This window comes from Algoriphagus sp. 10J20-15 (genome assembly GCF_055809615.1).
The window spans coordinates 38541-59912 of sequence record NZ_JBVVUG010000046.1 but is presented as its reverse complement, the minus strand read 5'-3'; the positions used below and the strand labels follow the sequence as shown (position 1 = coordinate 59912).

General features: G+C 39.8%; 16 protein-coding genes and 2 pseudogenes. 9 read left to right on the top strand and 9 right to left on the bottom strand.

The features are described 5' to 3' along the window. The first annotated feature begins 161 nt into the window (after positions 1–161). A complete protein-coding gene (gene trkA, locus AC0L6R_RS21300) occupies positions 162–1508 on the top strand; it encodes a Trk system potassium transporter TrkA (RefSeq protein ID WP_283411156.1) in 1347 nt (448 codons plus the stop codon). Between the two features lie 3 nt (positions 1509–1511). Continuing rightward, positions 1512–2960, top strand: coding sequence for a TrkH family potassium uptake protein (locus AC0L6R_RS21295; RefSeq protein WP_283411155.1), 1449 nt, complete (start codon positions 1512–1514; stop codon positions 2958–2960). On the opposite strand, the gene AC0L6R_RS21290 is transcribed toward AC0L6R_RS21295, so the two are convergent. Further along, the gene (locus tag AC0L6R_RS21290) at positions 2957–5416 is read right to left on the bottom strand and encodes a ligase-associated DNA damage response DEXH box helicase (protein WP_473273039.1); all 2460 of its coding nucleotides are present in this window, start codon (positions 5414–5416) and stop codon (positions 2957–2959) included. The genes AC0L6R_RS21295 and AC0L6R_RS21290 overlap by 4 nt on opposite strands. 145 nt (positions 5417–5561) lie before the next feature. Between AC0L6R_RS21290 and AC0L6R_RS21285 the strand changes: the two genes are divergently transcribed. After that, entirely contained in the window at positions 5562–6074 is a 513-nt protein-coding gene (locus tag AC0L6R_RS21285) for a hypothetical protein (RefSeq protein ID WP_473273038.1), read from the top strand. Positions 6075–6145: 71 nt separating this feature from the next. On the opposite strand, the gene AC0L6R_RS21280 is transcribed toward AC0L6R_RS21285, so the two are convergent. Next, positions 6146–6745, bottom strand: coding sequence for a hypothetical protein (locus tag AC0L6R_RS21280; RefSeq protein WP_473273037.1), 600 nt, complete (start codon positions 6743–6745; stop codon positions 6146–6148). An 11-nt stretch (positions 6746–6756) separates the two neighbouring features. Beyond that, a complete protein-coding gene (locus AC0L6R_RS21275) occupies positions 6757–9039 on the bottom strand; it encodes a TonB-dependent receptor (protein ID WP_473273036.1) in 2283 nt (760 codons plus the stop codon). Between the two features lie 238 nt (positions 9040–9277). On the opposite strand from AC0L6R_RS21275, the gene AC0L6R_RS21270 reads away from it, so the two are divergent. After that, positions 9278–10645: an exonuclease domain-containing protein gene (locus tag AC0L6R_RS21270; RefSeq protein ID WP_473273035.1), complete on the top strand. Its 1368-nt coding sequence runs from the start codon at positions 9278–9280 to the stop codon at positions 10643–10645. 3 nt (positions 10646–10648) lie between these two features. On the opposite strand, the pseudogene ypfJ reads toward AC0L6R_RS21270, so the two are convergent. Beyond that, positions 10649–11550: pseudogene (ypfJ, locus tag AC0L6R_RS21265) on the bottom strand (KPN_02809 family neutral zinc metallopeptidase). Positions 11551–11756: 206 nt separating this feature from the next. Here ypfJ and AC0L6R_RS21260 point away from each other — a divergent pair. Beyond that, entirely contained in the window at positions 11757–12530 is a 774-nt protein-coding gene (locus AC0L6R_RS21260) for a 3-keto-disaccharide hydrolase (RefSeq protein WP_283411148.1), read from the top strand. A gap of 512 nt (positions 12531–13042) precedes the next feature. Here AC0L6R_RS21260 and AC0L6R_RS21255 read toward each other — a convergent pair. After that, positions 13043–13510, bottom strand: a complete 468-nt coding sequence (locus AC0L6R_RS21255; RefSeq protein ID WP_473273034.1) for a SixA phosphatase family protein — start codon at positions 13508–13510, stop codon at positions 13043–13045. Positions 13511–13665: 155 nt separating this feature from the next. Between AC0L6R_RS21255 and AC0L6R_RS21250 the strand changes: the two are divergent. The 4 genes and pseudogenes from AC0L6R_RS21250 (at position 13666) to AC0L6R_RS21235 (ending at position 17146) form a co-directional block, all read left to right on the top strand. Then, positions 13666–15636, top strand: a pseudogene (locus AC0L6R_RS21250) (type IA DNA topoisomerase). A 10-nt stretch (positions 15637–15646) separates the two neighbouring features. Beyond that, complete coding sequence (locus AC0L6R_RS21245; RefSeq protein ID WP_473273160.1) at positions 15647–15994, top strand: topoisomerase C-terminal repeat-containing protein; 348 nt, start codon at positions 15647–15649, stop codon at positions 15992–15994. A gap of 28 nt (positions 15995–16022) precedes the next feature. After that, entirely contained in the window at positions 16023–16868 is an 846-nt protein-coding gene (locus tag AC0L6R_RS21240; protein ID WP_473273033.1) for a carboxypeptidase-like regulatory domain-containing protein, read from the top strand. Continuing rightward, complete coding sequence (locus tag AC0L6R_RS21235) at positions 16868–17146, top strand: hypothetical protein (RefSeq protein ID WP_473273032.1); 279 nt, start codon at positions 16868–16870, stop codon at positions 17144–17146. The genes AC0L6R_RS21240 and AC0L6R_RS21235 overlap by 1 nt, the downstream gene beginning before the upstream one ends. Positions 17147–17189: 43 nt before the next feature. Here the strand turns inward: AC0L6R_RS21235 and AC0L6R_RS21230 are convergent, their stop codons facing one another. The 4 genes from AC0L6R_RS21230 to AC0L6R_RS21215 all read right to left on the bottom strand — a co-directional run bounded on the left by AC0L6R_RS21230 (position 17190) and on the right by AC0L6R_RS21215 (position 21310). Continuing rightward, positions 17190–18197, bottom strand: coding sequence for an ATP-binding protein (locus AC0L6R_RS21230; protein ID WP_473273031.1), 1008 nt, complete (start codon positions 18195–18197; stop codon positions 17190–17192). Further along, the gene (locus AC0L6R_RS21225) at positions 18172–19581 is read right to left on the bottom strand and encodes a 7TMR-DISM family protein (RefSeq protein WP_473273030.1); all 1410 of its coding nucleotides are present in this window, start codon (positions 19579–19581) and stop codon (positions 18172–18174) included. The genes AC0L6R_RS21230 and AC0L6R_RS21225 overlap by 26 nt, the downstream gene beginning before the upstream one ends. Before the next feature lie 74 nt (positions 19582–19655). Then, on the bottom strand, positions 19656–20534 hold the full coding sequence (locus AC0L6R_RS21220) for a 3-hydroxyacyl-CoA dehydrogenase (protein WP_473273029.1): 879 nt from the start codon (positions 20532–20534) through the stop codon (positions 19656–19658). A gap of 8 nt (positions 20535–20542) precedes the next feature. Continuing rightward, positions 20543–21310, bottom strand: coding sequence for an SDR family NAD(P)-dependent oxidoreductase (locus tag AC0L6R_RS21215; protein ID WP_473273028.1), 768 nt, complete (start codon positions 21308–21310; stop codon positions 20543–20545). Positions 21311–21372 lie beyond the last annotated feature (62 nt).

The following is a 21372-nucleotide window of genomic DNA, read 5'->3' as shown; positions in this document are numbered from 1 at the left end:
TTTAGTATAATTGAGGCTTGAAAAAACTGGCTAAATACTGAGTTTTTAGATTTTAGGTTTGTTACTTTGACCTACAAGACCGAAAAGAAATTGCTTAATAACTGATTACCATTTAGAAAGCTATTATTTTTGCCAATTCAAAAATCACCTGAATTACCTCTATGGGGATGAATATAGTGATTGCCGGTGCTGGAGATATGGGTTACCACCTCGCTGAGCAATTAAGTTTTGATAATAAGGACATTACGCTGATCGATACAGACAGAGAAGTTCTGGATTATGTGTCTTCCAAACTTGACGTATTGACAGTTCAAGGCGATGCTACCTCATTTGAAATTCTCAAACGTGCCAATGTGAACAGAGCCAGTATGGTTTTGGCTGTGACCACTTCTGAGAAAACGAATATCGTAACTGCTGTCCTTGCAAAGCAGCTTGGTGCAAAACGCGTGATGGCTAGAGTGAGAAATCACTCCTATATGGAGTCTGATAATTTAGCCTATTTTAAAAATTTAGGCATTGACAATCTGATCTCGCCTACCATGCTTTGTAGCAAGCATATCTTCAATATGATCGAGAATTCCAGCTTTACGGAAGTTTTCGATTTCGAAGGTGGAAAGCTCAATATTGTAGGAATTACGCTAGATCAAAGTAATCCTTTGGTCAACCAGCGGATCATGGATACCAAATCCAATCCGATTTTTGAAGACATCCGAATCATCGCAGTTCTGAGAGATCAGAAAACTATCATACCTCGTGGCAGTACGATAATCAGAAATAATGACCACGTATTCTTTATTTCGACGAAAAAGAATACACAGACTATTATGGAGGTTCTTGGTCAGGAAAAGCATACCATCAAGAATGTGATGATTATCGGTGGAGATGATATGGCTTTGACTACAGCCTTGAGACTGGAAGATCATTTCCGCGTTACGCTTATCAATAAAGATAAAGAACGTTGTAAATGGCTTGCTGAGAATCTAAGGAACTCTCTGGTAATCAATGGAGATTATAAAAATGTAGAATTACTAATTGAAGAGGGATTAGAGCAGATGGATGCTTTCCTTGCATTGACCGAATCTTCAGAGACGAATATTATTGCGAGTTTGACTGCCAAAAATCACGGTGTTTACAAGACTATCGCCCACGTAGATACCCGAGAGTATATTCATATTTCGCATAGTATTGGTGTAGATTCACTGATTAATAAGAAACTGGTTGCTGCGAATGAGATATCAAGATTTTTGAAAAAAGGCACTGTTGAGGCTGTTTCAGGGATTTATGGAGTTGATGCAGAGTTTATCCAATACTCCGTTTGTAAAAATAACCGATTAATAAAAAATCCACTAAGAGAGTTACACTTCCCCGATTCGGCAATTGTAGCTGGTGTAATCCGGGGAGAAGAAGTCTTTATTCCGGATGGGGACTTTCAATTGGATTTGAATGATAAAGCAATTGTATTGGCTTTACCTGAAGCTAAGAATGCGCTAGAAAAACTTTTTCATTAAGGAATGATCCATTTTAAAGAAATAGGAAAGATCATGGGAGCACTCTTGGTGCTAATATCCATTTTGATGCTTCCTGGTATTATCTTTTCTATTCACTTTGAAGAGGATCCTTGGCCTATTTTGAGTTCCGCGGTCATTACTATGATTATTGGAGCCACACTGTTTTTCTCATTTTCCAAGCAGGATCAAAATATTCGAAAGAGAGAAGGATACTTGATTGTTGCTTTAAGCTGGGTGTTTATGGCGGGGTTTGGAATGCTTCCCTACGTGCTCAGTCACGAGATCAACGGGTTTTCAGATGCGCTTTTCGAGACTATGTCAGGTCTTACGACCACTGGGGCCTCCATTTTAACTGATATTGAAGCAATGCCCAAGGGCTTGCTTTTTTGGAGAAGCATGACGCAATGGATAGGAGGATTAGGAATCATTGTACTGACTGTTGCTATTTTTCCGCTATTGGGAATAGGAGGGATTGAGCTTTTTGTAGCTGAATCTCCTGGTCCAACTTCTGATAAAGTTCACCCACGAATTTCTGAAACAGCAAAGCGGTTATGGTACGTCTATGTTGGACTTACGGTGATGGCTACTTTGCTTTATTGGGCAGGAGGTATGACCTTTTTCGATGCAATCAATCACGCACTTACCACACTGGCAACCGGTGGATTCTCCACCAAAAATGCTAGTATGGCTTATTACGATTCCGCTTTTATCCAATACGTCGCTATCTTTTTCATGTTTTTGGCAGGGACCAACTTTACAGTGATCTATTTTGGGCTGATGGGAAAATTCAAACGGGTTTTTAAAAGTGATGAGTTTAAAACCTATGGATTTGCACTCTTGGCGATCTCAATTATCCTGTATTACCCGATTTTTGCCAATGGTGGTGTAAGTCATGAATTAGCCTTTCGTAAGTCCTTATTTCAGGTGGTTTCGATTGTAACCACCACTGGATTTGTGACTGATGATTACACCCAGTACAGTCAAGGAGTTACTTTTATCTGCTTTATGCTGTTGTTTCTGGGAGGATGTGCAGGTTCTACAGCAGGTGGGATCAAGTTTGTAAGGCATCTGACTTTCATTAAGAATTCATGGCTTGAATTTAAGCGCTTGGTACACCCAAGAGCGATTGTTCCTTTGATGATCAATGGAGATCGAGTGACTGGGAGAATCATCACTCACATCATGAATTTCTTGTTGATCTACCTGCTCACTTTTGTGTTGGGGGCTTTGGTTCTTTCTCTGATGGGTTATGATTTGGCTACTTCATTAGGCTCTGTTGCTACATCACTCGCAAATGTCGGCCCGGGAATAGGCAAAGTGGGACCAGTAGATAACTTCGCGTTTTTCTCTCCTTCGGCTAAAATATTTTTGTCTGTAATCATGCTTCTTGGTCGGTTGGAGTTATTTACGCTCTTGATTTTATTCACTCCTTTCTTCTGGAGAGCTAATTAATCAGTCACCTGAAACTGCGCCTGGATTTTCGCTATCCGGTCTTCAATTGATTCTGAGCTGATGGAGGTCCTGCTCAGTCGATCAACCATGATAGGGAAGGAAAATGGAGTGAATTGAACTGGGTGCCTCACTACTAATTGCTGCTGATTGATTTTCTGCAAGGCATGAATCATTTTATCTTCTTCCATCTGTTGATCTATTGCCTCGCCATGCGCTTGTTTTAGCAATAAATTCTCAGGATCATATTGTTCAAAAACCTGAAAAAGCAAGCTGGAATTAGCTTGAATGTGTTTGAATGAAGTAGGTTTTCCTGGATATCCTTGGAAAACCAACCCGGCAATGCTGGCGATTTCTCTAAATTTTCTTTTAGTCATTTCCGTCTCGTTGACGCAGCGGAGTATATCTTCCCGAAGATTTTTAAGTGAAAAAAGATCTTCCTCCAGTATTTCTTCGATATTCACATAGCTGTCGCAAAGTAACTCAAACCCATAATCATTCATCGCCATACTGAAAGTCACCGGATAGCTGACGCTTATTCTGTAAGCTATTAAGGCGCTCATCAACTCATGTATTGCTCTGCCTTCAAAGGGATAAAAGAAGATGTGGAATCCTTGGTTAGTTTGGTGTGATTCTATCAAAAATGTATCTCGATCAGGCACGATGGAGAGTTTGTTTTGTAGGTCTAAAATCGGTTTGGCTTGGATTATTTCTTCCGAGATATATACTCCCTGATTGTAGAGTTCAAAGATTTCCCTGATTTTATCTGCCAGTTTAGAAGAAAGTGACATTCGTGCTCCCATCCAACTCACCACATTGGTGGCCTTTTTTTCCGAAACCTTTACTGTGGCTGTCAATCCATAAACTTTAAGTAATTCGAGACTTCGTCCAGTAAAGAAAAAGCGGTCACCAATTTTCATTTTGGAAATGAATGATTCTTCCACCGTCCCGAGATAAGCACCATTTTTGAATTTCACCTTTATCATAGCCTCAGATACAATTGTCCCCATTGACAATCTGTGCTTCATAGCTATTTTCTTATTGGTCACTTTGTAGAGACCCTCTTCTGTTTGAATCACTTTCAAAAAGTCATCGTAACTCCCCAAAGAAGCTCCCCCCTTGGTGATGAAATCCATGATCCAAGACATCTCTGCGAAAGATAATTCCTTATAGGAATGGCATTTTTTAACCACTTCATAAATTGATTTTTCATCAAATCCATCGCCGACAGCTAAGGTTACTAAAAACTGAATCAGGACATCGTAGGCTAAGATAGGAGGGAATTGTGACTCTAATTCTTCCTTCTCAATGGCATCTCTCAATGCAGCAGCTTCGATTAGTTCCAAGGAATTGGTAGGCACAAAAAATATCTCAGATGGCAATCCTGGTTGGTGGGATGCCCGCCCGGCTCGCTGCATAAATCGGGAAACTCCTTTTGGACTACCTACTTGGATGACACGATTTACAGGCCTGAAATCCACTCCTAAGTCCAAACTAGAAGTGCAAACTACGAGTTTCAATGTCCCTTCGTGCAAGGCATTTTCCACCCAACCTCGGACAGACATGTCAAGCGAACCATGATGCATTGCAATCCACCCAGCCCAATCTGGCCTTGCTTCAAGTAATTTCTGATACCAAATTTCTGTTTGAGATCGGGTGTTAGTGAAAAGTAAAACTGTTTTTCCCGCTTCAATAATCGGAATAACTTGGTCTAGCATTCTAATTCCTAGATGACCATGCCAAGGGTATTTCTCTACCTCCTCGGGAATCACCGTATTTAGAATTATCTGTTTCTTTATAGCTGCCTTTACAATATGTAATGGTAGATTTTCTCCCAAAAGAGTTTTTGCTGCAGCTTCCAAATTCCCGATGGTTGCTGATACTGCCCATCTTCGAAAGGTGCCTGGACAAATAGATTGTATATATTCCAGTGCAAGTTGGACTTGTACTCCTCGCTTATTTCCTACCAGTTCATGCCATTCGTCTACAACTACAGCCTGTACATTTTGAAATAAATCTGCATGATCTTTCTGGGAAATGAGCACATGCAAAGTCTCAGGCGTGGTTATTAAACACTCAGGCGGTCTTCGCTTGATCGCAGCGCGTGTTTTAGCATCTGTATCCCCATTTCTTACTACGACTTGCCAAGGTAAGCCAATAGTTTCGCAGACGTCCTGCATAGCTTTTTGGATATCCTGTGCCAAGGCTCGGAGGGGAGTTACCCAAATCAGTTGAATTCCATTTTTCCTTGGTTTTTGCCAGGAATCGGGATTGTTATGTATGTATTCTAAAATGACGGGAAACCACAACGCAAAGGTTTTTCCTGAGCCTGTTGGTGCATTTAGAAGCCCGGATTTCCCATCGAGGTAGTCATTCCAAGTTTGCATTTGGAATGGAAAAAGCGTCCAACCTTTTTTTTGGAAATAATCTAAACCAACTGCCAGACGCGTTTCTTTCATTAGTGAAATTTATAAAGAGAATTAGGTAAGTTTAATGAGCTATCCGATTTTAAAATAATCGGGAAGAATACCAAATGAATTGATAATTTTAGAAATAACCGAACAGTTGTAAATCTGTTTGCGTTGAGTTTAGAAAAATTGAACTATGAGAAATGTAATTGTAGTACTTCTGGTTTTGATTGCTTTTGGATCTTGTACTGAAAGTGATCAAGATATATATACAGGGCAAAAATTGGATTTTCAATTGTTTAAAGCCAGTGAGTTTGACTACAGTGGGACGTTTTCTGTTCGGGAAATGATAGATGGCAATTTGGAGGCTACTATTCAGTTAGTGGGAGAAAGGAGTTCTACTTCCACCAATTTTCCAGCTCATTTACATTATGGGAATTATACTGACCCTGAAGCGCCGATGGCTCTTATGCTTACTCCGGTTAATGGTGCTGACTTAGAAAGTAAAACAGTACTTGGTGCGTTGATGGATGGTACTAAGCTAAGTTTCGAGGATATGAAGACTTTCGATGGACATGTGAAGGTGCATTTGGCAAGTGAAGGTCCTGATTATAAAGTGATTTTAGTAGCTGGAAATGTAGGGTCAAATGTAGATGAAGCGAGTAGTTTTGATGCGGAGTCAATGACCATTTGCTCACCTGAATTTTAACCTTCTGAATTAAGTTTAAACACAAAAAGCAGCTTTCGAGCTGCTTTTTGTGTTTGATAGGGTAGTAAAAATTATTCTACTACTACAGGAAAAGTGATATCCAAATCAGACTCACCACCTGCTTGGGCATAATCCGTGAAATTTGGATTGTCAGCTCCTGGATAGTTTTTGTCCAAATCATGACGCAGTATTACTCGCATTTCAGCTGTGCTGAAACCCGGGCTTTGTTGCACGGACACGATACCTTTCAATCCGATCAATTCACTTCCTTCATCATCATAAATATAGGATAGGAATGGAGAGCTAATAAAAGCAGAACCCAAGAAATAGAATTGATGCTCATCGCCTTCTTCTTGGATCTCTTCAGTGATGTCTTCATTTTCGATTGAGTTATATACTTCGATCGACATTTGGTAGGTTTTACCTTTTGATAACATTACAGTTTCCACCGTAGGCGCTCCACCCACTTCAATTCCTTCTGAGTCAGATGCTGTGAATTCAAAAGGAGAGCCCACTGCAGCTCCCGTATCGTCGATTTCTTGAAACATCAATGTTACGTCCGTAATCACCTCTCCGTCATTTTCTGGAACTGGATCTTCACTTTCGCAGCTCGAAATCGAAAATGCAACAAATGCTAGTGCAAGGAGGTACAGTTTGTTTTTTGTGTTCATAAAATAATTGGTTAGAATTCGTAATTGATTTTTAATAAGACATTTCTTCCCATATCATAGGTGAAGTATCGAAAGCGGTTCATATAATCTTTATACTCGGTGTTGAATACATTCTGTACCTGAAGACCAAGATTCATCTTGTTTTCACCGATGTTTATTTGCTTGGTGTAAGCTAGGTTGAATAAAGCATAAGCTGGGGGAGCGGCAGCAATGTCTAACTCCGGCTCTCTGTTTTGCTTTGCGACCAAAACATTACTTAAAGTGATTTTATTCGTTTTGGGATCAGAATCCTTTGCGAAGCTGTATGAGACGCCCCAATCCATTCTATTAGATGGAATAAAAGGGAAGTAGCTGTCGTCTCCTGTATTCTTCGCCTGCACTATTGAACCTTTTACATATCCACTAAACTTGTCCGTGAATTCATAGCTTCCGGCAAAATCAAAACCATAGAAAAGTGCATTTGCTTGCAAGTACTCATAGACATTGAATGTCCCTCTCAAACTCACATAGGTTTCACCTGTTGGATTCAGGTAAATGTAATCTTGAATAGGATTCAGGTATGCTGTGAATTCCAAATGGGTTTTATTTCCATCGTATTGAAGTTCATTGATCCATTTAAGTGATTTCTCAGATTCTAAATTTGGATCTCCAATTTCCACCGCTGCAGCACCATGATGAAGACCTTCAGAGAAAAGTTCATTGACATTAGGAGGTCTCCAGGCTGAGCCAAAATTGGAATTGAAAGTCAGATCTGGGCTGATATGGTAAAGGCCACCTAGGAATGCCGAAAAGTTTTGATAATCCAAATCCGCTGTTCTTAATTCATTATCAATGTATCTGGCAGTGTTTACATTTCTAAAGTCATAGCGTATGCCAGCTTCCACTTCCAAGGGGCCTTTGGAATATTTCTCCATGGCATACATTCCTACATTGATCATATCGTAATTGGGGATCAATGGAGTCACACCTGTTCCCGGAACATTACTGTTTGCCTGTTGTATGAGGTTTACGCCCCAAGTGCCACTTAATTCATTCTTATGCGTGTGATTTACGTATAGGTCTAGCGTATTGGTAAAAAGCTCTAAATCCAAACTTGCTTTTTCATTCAGATCTCCTCTACGTTTGTCAAATTCCTGTCGATGATTTAGCTGAAACCCGTATTGGAAATTTATTTTCCAGCTTTCAGAAATATGATAATGGGACTTTAGCTTTGCCAAATGATGTGTTACACGTTGTTTCGGGTTGAGTATTTCATAGGTGAATTCTCCATCCGAAAAGGGACGACCATTTTCAATGATGTTTTCTAAATCAGAAAGATTCCCAGTATGTGAATCATTCAAGATTCCCAATTCAGAATGGAATAAGCTGTAATAAGCTTCTACGCCAAGTTTTGAGCTACTATACCCTAGGGAACTGCTTAAATTCAGTTCACTTAAACCTGTGTTGTCCTGAAAATATCCTGGTGATTTTATATTGCCTGACCTTTTAGCGGAGCCTTGTATTCGGTAACCTAAGCCTTTTACTTTTTCTAACCCTCCCACATGAACAAGATTAAGATTACCCATTCCTCCGTTTGAGGCACCGATAAGGTTGAGACTAGTTTTGCTAAACTTAGTAGTGGGTAGTGGTGCGGGGTTTACAAGAATAACTCCTCCCATTGCCTCTGGGCCGTATCTTACTGTCTCGGCACCTTTTACTACAGTGATTTCATCCGCTAGAAAAGGGTCGATTTCCGGAGCATGTTCTGCTCCCCACTGTTGTCCTTCCAATCGAATCCCATTATTCATGATCATGATTCGATTACTGTGCATACCATGGATCACGGGCTTAGCTATACTATTCCCTGTAGAAAAAGTAGATACTCCGGAGATCCTTTTTAGACTTTCTCCTAAATTTTCTCCTCTTGATTCGAGCAGATTTTCTCCATAAAGCGCTGAAACAGCTGTAGTAGTTTGCACTGCGTCTCGGTGCCCGTGGACTTCTACACTCTGAAGGCCTAAAGATTCCTCCTCCATTCTGTAGGTCTTACTGTATGTATTGGTTTCCAGATTAAAAGTATCCGTAATCGTTTTATGTCCGAGGTATTGAATGGTAAGTATGTAGGACCCACTACATAGATTCTTTATGGTAAAATTTCCATTCTGGTCACTTACAGCTCCTTCTTCAGCTTCAGCAACCCATATGTAGGCTGCTTCAATTGGCTCATTGTTTTCCAAATGAATGATTTTACCTCTTATGGATAATTTACAATCCTGCCCATAGAGGGTATGGCCAAGGAGTAAAATTACTGACACTAGTATTCCTGTTTTCAAATTCACGATGCAAAAATAGTCGGCGATAATATTATAAACTAGCACAAATGAAACAAAGTTGCATTTATAGGATAAATGGTAAAAAAAATGAGAGGAACCGATACTTTGAGATGTGATTGGAGTTATAGATGAATGATCCCAAACCTTGAACTGGTATTGGTTCTTTGTCATTCTCTGACAACTTTTCTAATCTGAAAATTCTTATCCTTACTTTTAGCCAATGGAATTCGCCATAGTAGATATTGAAACCACCGGCGGTGCGCCAAAGAATGGTGGGATAACTGAAATAGCTGTATTGATTCACGATGGGGAATCGATTATCAGGGAGTATCAGACACTTTTAAATCCTGAGCAGGCCATTCCCACCTACATTACTGGGCTGACAGGAATAGATAATTTTATGGTTAGACACCAGCCTACTTTTGAAGCTATCCATGCTGAATTGTGGGAATTACTTCACGACAGGGTATTTGTAGCACACAATGTCAGTTTTGACTATGGATTTCTTCGTGAGGCATTTTTGAAAGTAGGGAAGGAGCTTAAAACTCCCAAACTCTGTACTGTTCGTCTCAGCCGAAAAGTATATCCGGGTATGAAATCTTATAGCTTAGGGAGGCTGTGCGAAAGTCAGAAAATCGAGATTGAGGCTAGGCACCGGGCAATGGGAGATGCTAAGGCAACGGCGATTTTGTTTGATAGAATGATCAAATCTGATTACCAAATCATCAATCAATCCCTGAAGAAAAACACAGGAGAAGCTTTTTTACCGCCCAACTTTCCTCACTCCAAATTCAAAGAAATACCTACCGCATGTGGTGTTTATTATATGCAAGATGAGCATGGAAAAACGATCTATGTAGGTAAGGCGATTAATATTAGGGAAAGGTTTAAAAACCACTTCTCCGGTCAATTACTACCTAGTCTAAAACAGAAATTAAAGAATGAAGTCTTTGATTTAAAATGGGAATTAACTGGAAGTGAACTAATGGCGCTTTTGTTTGAGACGTTGGAAATTAAGCGCTTATGGCCTAAATATAATTATGCGTCGAAGCTTCCAAAGCGATTGTTTGGGTTGTTTCATTACGAAGATAATTCTGGATATGGAAGATTTCAGGTTGCGAAAATCACCAAATTTTTCAAACCGGTTGAGTCCTTTTTTTCTATGGAAGAGGCGAATACCTTTCTCAAAACTGGAATTGAAACCTATGGTCTTTGTCCAAAACTTTGTGGCTTGAGAAAAGTGAATTGTGAACCGGAAGACCTTTTGAGATGTGAGGGCGCTTGCGATTTTACAGAGAAACCGGAGGATTATAATACACGCGTGTCAGAGTTTATGGAAAAGATCAAGGATGGCCAAAAGGAAATTCTGATCAAACTGGAAGGGCGAAACCCCAGTGAAACTGCCTATTGTATGTTTGAAAGTGGAATGCTAAGCCGATTTGCCTATCTAGAAAACGACGAACTTACTGATGACATCCCTTCTCAATTGGATTTGGTGACACAAGTTCCAGAGACCTATTATATCTTGCGTCAGTATATACATCAGATCGATCCGGAGCAGATCCAGGTGTTGGAAATCAACCCATGAGGGCTATAAGTCATTTGTGTTAAAGGTGTCCCCCTGATTGATATCTCCAGTTTCAAATCCTTTTTTAAACCATTTCATTCGCTGAGCTGAGGTGCCATGTGTAAATGAGTCGGGTGTGACCCTTCCGGTTGCTTGCTTTTGAAGTCGATCATCTCCGATGGCATTCGCCGCATTTAGAGCTTCAGCTAAATCACCTTTTTCCATCCATCCGATAGACTTCTGACTGTGATTAGCCCAAACTCCTGCTAGGAAATCAGCCTGAAGCTCTAATCTCACTGAAAATTGGTTGTATTCTTTTTCGCTCACTTGACCTCGTAGTTTGTCCATTTCTGCGGTGATACCGGAGATTTTCTGTATATGATGTCCTACTTCGTGGGCTATGACATAAGCCTGAGCAAAGTCTCCAGGAGCATTTAATTTCATCTCCATTTCTTTGAAAAAGCTTAGGTCTATGTAAAGTTTTTCATCCCCAGTGACAGTAGAAGGGACCTGTTGCACTTGAAGCCATTCCACACGCGGAAGAAACCTGTCCACTGAATAGAACCAAGGTGGGTTCTCTATAATTATCCAAGACCTTATTCCACACATCTTTCTGTGTCAGCCAGTATGGTTTCGCTGAAAGCAGCCAAACGGTCTTCCTCTGCAGAAGGAGTATAATTTGTTTCAGTAGTGAAGCCTTGTTGACCGCCTCCCATGAAATTGCCGAGGAAAGTTAGGGGATTGGTTCCTGTCAGGACAGAAATAGCGATTATCACACCAACGATTATCAGCCCAGTTTTGGAGAAAAGTATTTTAAGAAGGGGGCCAATTAGCATAGGATTAAATCCACCACCACCAGAACCTCCAACTCGCTGACCTCGTCTATCTTCTACATTTGAACTTCGTCTTCTTCCTTCCCATTTCATAGGTTTATAATTAAATAGTTTAAAGTCAATCATCTAGATCAAACAGGCATTCCTAATGGGTAGCGAACTTGAAACACTCCTGCCTAATGCAGCTGCGATTTCATGTATTAAAAAGCTTGATTTTGGTTAAAATTAACCAAATTGAACAATTGGACATGGTCTAGTTATTATTTTCCCAAAAAAAATACATTCAAATCTCAAAACATATGAATTACAAATTTTTCAAAGGGCTTTCCATCGCTCTAGCCTTATTCGGATCGGCAACCATTGCATCTGCCCAAACGGGGGTAGGGGTGAAGCCTGAGAAAGGTGCCAAATTATATCTCGACGGCTCCAAAAAATCTCTTGAAAAAAATTGGGAGTATTGGGAGGGACCTAGATTTATGGCTGAAAAACCTATTAAATGGCCTGAGGTAGCTGATCCTATTGATGGTGGAAAAGCAATTAGTAGTAATGATCCGGCAGCAGCTGGGGGATTGTATGGCGCCGCAGATATAGTGACAAAGGACAAATTCAAGGATTTTCGTGCACACGTGGAGTTTTTCATTAAGAATGAAGGTGGAAATAGCGGAGTATATTTGCAGAATAGGTATGAGGTTCAGATTCTAGATGGGGATTATGGTGACCATGGAATGGGCGCCCTGATAAACGAGCACATTCCTACTTCTGAGGAGTATTATGGCATAGGCAAGTGGAATGCATATGATATTGAATTTAAAGCGGCACGATTTGAAAATGGGAAACTAGTAGCGAAGCCCCGTGCGACAGTCTACTTAAATGGTGTGAAAATCCACGAAGACAAAGAAATACAGCAAGTTTGGGGTGGTCCCAATTCAGGGCTTGATGGGGGAAATGACGGTGGGAAAGGGATTACTGATACACCTGGAGGCTTAAAGCTTCAAGCTGAAGGACACGATGTGTTTTACAGAAATGTTTGGATCAAAAAGCTTGATTTAGACGGTAAGTCCACTGATTTCTGATTTCAATATTCCACATGCAAAAAGCCCTGAAAAGTTAAATTCAGGGCTTTTTGCATTTAAATTGGCTTGTGTTATTTTGATATCAGAAGAGCGTTTGTTGATCTAAAGCATCATTTGAAATAACAGCAAGAAAGATACTGGGTGATTAATATGGCTGGATTTTATACCAGAACTTTCATCAGGTAATCGAAATTTGGGTATGTATATTCTTATAAAGGGTACTCAAGTTTTAGCCAATTGATCTTAAATCAAATTGTGGTTCCTAGGCAGAGGATTCGTAAGAATATTTTGGGTTGTTTATGGGGCAGACTTATTTTTAGCCAGGCACTGTTAGGATAATCTCAAAGAATTGAAATTTATAAATAGCTGCCATCAAATACAGGCATTTATCTAAATTATTTAGTAAATATAGATAGATAAGGGTGTAATATTTGATAAATAGGTGGTAAAAAATGAGTAAAAGTAAATAAGTGGTTTAAATTTGATCTGCTCGGAAATTAAATACTTTCTTTTTATTGAATTATTTCTTTTAAGACACCCGTACCAAACCCGATCATATCCCAATCTGAAATTTCTAAGTCTATTATAGCCAACATTCCGGGTTGTAATCCTAAGTAATTTTCATTGGATACGTGAGATAAAAGCAGACTAATGGTTGGATTGTGACCGACAAGCAAACAAGTTTCTACGATATTCGAAGTTTTTTCAAGGATTGCAATTATATTTCTTAAGTCTCCATGGTAAATGTCTTTAAGGAAAACTGACTCCCGGATAGCCAGGTACTTTTCCATTATTTCAGCTGTTTCGCGAGTGCGTACAGCTTCAGAACAGTACATCAAATCAATCGTTTTAAGCGTTGGATTGAGTCTTTCTCCCATTCTGATCAGATTTTCTTTACCTTTTGTAGTAAGATGTCTTTGAAAATCAGAACCATCAGAAAAACCTGCTTCCCCGTGTCTAAGTAAAAATAATCGCTTCATGATAAGTGGTTTATGACCTATGAACTGTTCAATTAATCGTTCAAAAATCCCTCCAAAATGGTTCTGTCGAATTTTAAATATTTGGACGAGACAACAATGCCATCTATTTTTAGCTTTTCTAATCGGGCCTGAAATCCCAGAAAAACTGCTTTTCTATGTCAAAAAACCTTGTTATCGTCGAGTCACCTGCTAAAGCCAAAACCATCGAAGGTTACTTGGGCAAAGACTATAAGGTAGCATCCAGCTACGGTCACGTGCGGGATCTGCCGAAAGGCGATAAAGCAATCGATATTAAAAATAGATTTAGTCCTACCTATGAAGTTACTGCTGATAAAAAGGACGTAATCAAAAACCTAAAAGCCTTGGTGAAGGATGCTGAGACAGTATTCCTAGCGAGTGATGATGACCGTGAAGGAGAGGCAATATCTTGGCACTTGAAGGAAGTGCTGAAGCTGAAGGATGAAACTACTAAACGAATCGTCTTTAGAGAAATCACCAAAAATGCAATTACCAAAGCAATTGAAAATCCACGTGGAATAGACATAGACTTGGTAAATGCCCAGCAAGCTAGACGTATTTTGGATCGTTTGGTAGGTTTTGAGCTTTCTCCCATTCTTTGGAAAAAAATTAAAACTGGATTATCTGCTGGTAGAGTTCAGTCTGTCGCTGTCCGATTGATTGTAGATAGGGAAAGAGAAATTGAGCAGCACAAGGCTAAATCAAGTTTTAGAGTAACTGCAATTTTCGAGGTAGAAGGAAAAACTTTCCAAGCTGAATTACCTAAGAAATTTGATACTAAAGCTGAAGCTGAGGAGTTTTTAAAGAAGTGTTTAGCCGCTGATTTCTCAGTAGCCAAACCTGGAGAAAAAACCAGGAAAGAAATCTCCAGCCGCACCATTTACCACCTCTACACTGCAGCAGGAAGCGAGTAGAAAACTTTACTTCTCTGTGGCTCAAACCATGTCTGTAGCGCAGAAATTGTATGAAGCGGGTAAAATTACCTATATGAGAACAGATAGTGTGAATCTATCAGATGATGCAATGGCTTCTGCCAAAAACGCCATTCAAGATTCATACGGTGATAAATATCATAAATCAAGAAAGTTTACCACCAAGTCTGAAGGTGCTCAGGAGGCTCACGAAGCCATCCGACCTACCGACTTTGGAAATGCCCATGTATCGGGAGAACGTAACGAACAGCGGCTCTATGAGCTGATTTGGAAGCGTGCAATAGCTTCACAGATGGCTGATGCAGAATTGGAGAAGACAATTATTACAGTCGATATCTCGAATCAACCTCAAAATCTGGTGGCGACTGGTGAGATTATCAAATTTGATGGTTTCTTGAAAGTTTATCTGGAAGATACCGATGATGAGCCGGAAGAGGAAGAAACCAATGCAGGTAAGGCATTATTGCCTCCTTTGACTGTAGGTCAAAGCTTGGCCTTGCAAGAAATGAAAGGTCGTGAAACCTTCTCTAGAGCTTCTCCAAGGTATACGGAGGCATCTTTGGTGAAGAAGCTGGAAGAATTAGGAATCGGCAGACCATCTACCTATGCTCCTACTATTTCTACGATTCAACGTCGCGAATATGTCATAAAGGAATCCAGAGATGGAACACCTAGAGATTATGTAGAAATGATCATCGCCAAAGGGGAGTTCAAAGAAGCAACCAAAACCGAAAATACGGGCGCAGAGAAACAGAAGCTTTTCCCAACGAATATTGCAATGGTGGTTAATGACTTTCTCGTAGAGCATTTCCCGAATGTGATTGACTTTAGTTTTACTGCTAGGGTAGAGAAGGAGTTTGATGATATCGCTGCTGGAGGTCAAGTATGGCAGGATATGCTAGATTCTTTCTATGGAAATTTCCACAAGAACGTAGAAGACACCGAGCAAATAGCTAGGCAAGATCTCAATACTAGTCGTGAACTTGGAAACCATCCGGTAAGTGGCAAGCCTATGATTGCGAGACTGGGGAAATTCGGACCATTGGTTCAGATTGGAGATTCTGAAGATGAGGAAAAGCAGTTCGCAAGCTTGAAAAAGGGGCAATTCATCGAAAATATTACGATGGAAGATGCATTGGAATTGTTCAAGTTACCTCGAGACATCGGAATGTTTGAGGATAAAAAGATGGTGGCTGCTATTGGTAGATTTGGACCATATGTGCGTCATGATGGCAATTTTGTTTCCCTTCCAAAAGAAATGGATCCGCTGAGCATTACAGAGGAAGAAGGCATTCAACTGATCAAAGATAAGCGAGAGGCAGATGCTAAAAAGCATATTAAATCATTTGACGAGAATCCAGAGATCCAGGTACTGAACGGAAGATGGGGGCCTTACATCAAAATGGGTAAGAACAATTACAAAATCCCTAAGGATAAGGAAGCTGAAACGTTGACTTACGAAGAGACCATCCATATCATTGAAAATCAGCCGGAACCTAAGAAAAAGGGAGGTCGATTCGCTAAGAAAAAGTAAAGAGACATCAATTCCTGATTGAGACTATATGAGCAAGCCTATTTCAATTCTATTTAAGATTGTTTTAGGCTTGTTTTTGTTTTTGTGTGGCAATATCGCTTTTGCGCAGCAAGTCTTTCAGGGTACAGTTGCTGACTATGAGACAGGTGAAGTAGTTCCTTATGCCACCGTTTTTATAACGAATACAACTTTTGGTGTGTCTGCCGATGGCAATGGGAAATTCTATCTTTCTATTCCCGAAGGAAACTATGAAGTGATTATTCGTATGTTAGGGTATAATAGTTTGATATTCAGCTTGTCAACAGATGATTTAAAGCCTCAGGGATACAGATTTTTACTCAGTCCAAGTGAGGAGGAGTTGGACCTGGTAGAGGTGAAGGTTAATCGTGATCCAGCATGGTATAGGAACCTGGAGAATTTCAAAGCATATTTTCTTGGTACTTCAGAAAATGGCAATTCCTGTAAATTTCTAAATGACACTGTATTGAGATTGGACGATCAAAGTGAAGCTGGTATGCTCAAGGTAAGTGCAACAGACATTCTGAAAATTGACAATCCAAATCTTGGCTACAGACTAGACTATTTACTAGAAGAGTTTAGGTTTGAAAGGAACGATGGATATGTGTTCTACGCTGGGTACCCTCTCTTTATTCCCGACTCTACTTTATCTCGAGCTAAGCAGAGAAAAGTCGAAAAAGAACGTGAAAAAGCCTACCGAGGAAGTTTACAACATCTAATTAGGTCTATTTATGAAGGAAACACGGAGACCAGGGATTTATACTTAGAAAACTTTATCGAATTCCTGATCCATCCAATCCGGGCAAGTTTGTCAATCAATTGGACTCTAACCCCATATCCGCAGGGGAACTTATAGTGAATAATTCGGAGGGAAAGGTCCTGCTTAGTTTCAGTGACTACGTACATGTCACGTATACTGAGGAGTTAGAAAGCATTGAATTTAAAGGTCGGGCGAGTACTGAAAAGTTGGGAAATCAGGTTTCTACTATTCATCTCGAAATGGAAGACCTAGAAATATATGCAAATGGGAGCTATGCTGATCCTTTTGGAATTTTGGTCGAAGGATACATTGCCTGGGAAAGAGTGGGTGATTTGCTGCCAATGGATTATAGTCCAAAGCCTAGCAATAAATAAGGGTTAGGTGATTTTATGCTAATTCACTCTCACTGATTTGCGACTAAATATCGAGCGTTATTTTTTCCAGATAAAGCGCTTTTTCCACACTAGAATAGAGTAATTCCTGGTCAATTGGTTTGGTTATGTAATCATCCATGCCAATGGCGAAAACCCGGGCTTTAGTTTTTTCAGTTGTATCTGCAGTGACTGCAATAATTGGAATGCTAGTTGAATTCAATCCCGAATTCCCGGATCGAATCTGCTCTGTCGCTTCGTATCCATCCATCTCCGGCATTTGCAAGTCCATCAGAATCACATCATACGCTTTAGATTTCATAGCCTGTAATGCCTCTAAACCATTGTTTGCGAAGTCAAAGCTCACATCCTTCCATTTTATCAGTATAGATTTGATCACCAGCTGATTGACCCTGTTGTCTTCGACTACCAGAAAATGCTTACCAGACATAAGCTTTTCAGATTGTGCTGGAGTCAACAATTCTTGGTTTGTAGCCACTGAGGTAGATTTTTCAAGTTCGATCTTGATAATCACTTGTGTACCTTTATTCTTCACACTGTTTACTTTTATAGTGCCTTGATGAAGTTCTACCAATGCCTTGACAATACAGAGCCCAATACCAAAACCCCCATATTTCCGCTTATCATTTATCTGCTCCTGATTAAAGGACTCAAAAATTCGATCGAGTTTTTCAGGGGCAATCCCAACACCAGAATCTTCAATTTCCAATAAAAGTGTAATTCTGTTTTGCTGGCTTTCTTCCGTATTCACCTTCATTTTGACTTCGCCATTATGAGTGAATTTGGTGGCGTTGTCAAGGACATTTGAAATGATCTGCTTCAAGCGAATGGGATCACCTATCAGTTTATCATTGATTGAATTACTTTCCTCATAAATGAATTTCAGGCCTTTTTCGCGGGATTTTTGATTGGTCACCACCTTTAATTCCTGTATGATTCTTTGAAGGTCAAAATCCACATGGGCAAGTTTCAGTTCTCCTTTTTCTATTTTAGAATAGTCCAAAATATCATTGATTGACCCTAGCAAAGACATGGATGAATATTGAATGACTTAGGTTGTTTTTAATTGTAGGGTCCTCGGTATTACTAATAATAGACTTAGAAAGACCTAAAATCGCATTCAATGGAGTTCTGAGTTCGTGACTCATATTAGATAAGAAGTATGACTTCATTTCATTAGACTCCTCAGACCGGATCAAGGCAAGTTCCTGCATTTCTTCCTTTTCAGTTTTGAGCAAGCGGATTTTATTGGCCATGGAAAGAGATAGAAAGATAATTTCAGCCCCAGTTCCTATTTTGGAAGCATTTGCAGTGAAAAATGAATTTGGAATTACTGAGAAATTATTCAATATGAAAATGACAAAGCCAAATGTCAAACAAGCTATACCGACGGTGAAAAAAAAATCAATGGAAAGTTTGAGTAGGTAGCAATTGAAAATAGTGGTGATAATCAAGGCTAAAGTCAATACTCCAAGGATATTTACCGCAGGATAGTAACTGGCCTGGCCTGCTGAGTAAACTAATACTGCCAAGAAAAGAATCAGGTGGGCGAATAGTAGGAAATGGTAGGATCGCCTTATAAAGGTAGAAAGCCTTTCTATCTCAATATAAACATAACTGTAGCCACATAAGGCCAATGAACTAAGCGTTGCGAAGATTAATAGGGAGCGATTGGCAAACCAACCCGGTTCTAGTGTGATATATTGGAAAAAGTACCCATCAAGATTTAAATGAAGTAAAGCTATAGATACTACATAAGCTACATAGAATAGAAAGCTTGACTCCTTCATTCCAAAATAAAAGAATAGGTACATCACACTCGCTATAAATAGAATCCCATAGAAAAAACCGAAAATCAGTTGGGTAAAGAAAGAGGAGTTTACTAGGGATGAAGTATTGTTTAACAGCAAAGGAACAGAAATCACTTCTCCGTCACTTTGGTATTTGATGTAAAATCTCGAAGTAGAATTTGGAGCAATTGTGATCGGGAAAATTAGCTTTCTATGCTGGAATGGTCTATTCTCGAACTTTACTAGATCTCCACTCAACTGATCTGAGACTACAGTTCCATTAGTCAATTGATATAAGTGTACTAAATCGGTGATTGGTCTTGCTGTTTCCAGGGAATATGTCAGAGGTTCGTCTAGTGTATTTTCTAAAGAAAATCGCACCCAATAGGTACCGTCAGTAAATCCTAGGTCCGTTATCGGATATTTTAAAAATTGGAAATCCAATGAATCCTCAATCGCTAAAAATTCTGCCAAATCATAGTGCCCAGAATCAACCTGCGCAAATTCAGCTTGGTTATGAATTGAAATTGGAAATTCTGATTCTTTACCACTGGTAAGCTGAGCATAGCCATTTTTGGCAAGCAGAAAAAGCAAGCCAAAGGCAAGATTAAAATAAAGGGACTTCATCGGGGTGATTAGGTGAAATTGGAATTACGAGCAGCTTGTTAAGCTAGATCTAATTTGGAGCAAAATTGTTTAATTTATTTTAAAAAATCCTGATGCTTATAGCTTGGGTTTGGGTATTTATAAAAACCTTCTCCAGATTTGGTTCCCAAGTTCCCTTGATCTAAATAGGTTTTCAATAGTGCAGCAAATGCACGAGAGGAGGGATTTCTCCGTGAACTGGTAATGTGCCAAGCTGTATCTAAGCCCACATTATCCAAAATCCCAAATGGCCCGGCGGGCATATTGAAATTAATCATCCAGGATTTGTCAATAGCTTCCATCTCAGCGATTTCTCCTGTTAGCAATCTACCAGCAGCATCGATCCAAGCTATAAGCAAAGTATTGAAGATATAGCCTGAATGTTCTTTTTTTACAAGAATTGGGATTTGATTGAGTTTGCGACCTATATCTTCCAATAGGTTAACAACTTCTAATGAAGTTCCTTGATGCGGCATGATGTCAACTACTCTCGAATGGAAGACATCGTGAAAATGAAAAGCGCAGAATTTTTCAGGTCTACCTGAAACTTCCGAAAACTGCGAGGGAAGCAAATAGGAGGTATTCGTAGTAAAAATGGTGTGCTCTGGAGCTAGTCGACCTATTTTTCTCCACACTTCAGTTTTAATGGTTAGATCTTCCGTGACACTTTCACTGATTAAATCAGTTTTGGTTAGCGCCTTTTTGAGGTCTTTTGTAAACGATATCCTCTCAAAGGCTTTCTGTCCCGTTTGTGCATTGATTAACTCTTCTCTAGTCATTTTTGCCAACAGCTTTTTCATAGTTGACAAAGATTTTTTCAAACTGATCTCTTGAATATCATAAACCTGAACGTGGTAACCTGACAAAGCGGCTTGCAATCCGATTCTGGTGCCAAGGTTGCCAGAGCCTATAATCCCGATAGTTGAAATATTCATTCTTGTAGTTAAATAGTGAAACCTCCGTCTGCTGTGAACACAGAGCCCGTAGTATAAGCGGATGCGGGGGAAGCTAAAAATAGCGCCATAGCTCCAATTTCTTGGGCCGAACCCACGCGCTTGATGGCGAGTTTATTCATGACCATTTTCATGATTTTTTCATTGGACCAAAGGGGTTCTGAGAATTTAGTTTCGATTAGACCTGGGCAAATCACATTTACCCGAATTTTAGCTTCTCCCCATTCCTTGGCCAATACCTTGGTCATGGAAATCAAGGCAGCTTTACTTACACTATATATACCTAATCCATGTTCAGGGGAAATACCGCCTATAGAACTGATATTGATTATTGAGGCATTTGAAGAAGCTCGCAAATAGGGCCAGCATAATTTTGAAAGTTCAAAAGGAGCTTTCAGGTTTACATTCATAATTTTGTCAAAAGCTGTGGAGCTCGTTTCATGTACTGGCCCGAAAACGGGACTTGTTGCTGCGTTATTGACCAGTATATCGAGTTGTCCGCACGATTCTATGGTTTTGCCCACCAGGTTTGGGAGTTCATCCATATTTCCCACGTTACAGGCTATGCCTACAGCTTCATATCCTTTTGCTCGCAGTTTGGTTGCCATATGATCCACAGCATCCTGTTTTCTGCTACACAGGACGACTTTAGCGCCTGCCGCAGCAAATATCTCTGCAATACCGAATCCAATTCCTTTACTTGCTCCTGTAATCAGAGCGACTTTTCCGTCAAGTGAGAATAATGATGAAAGATCCATACGTAGCTTTTTATCTACTTTCAAGATAGAAAAGATATAGTGGATGCCTGAACGAATGGATA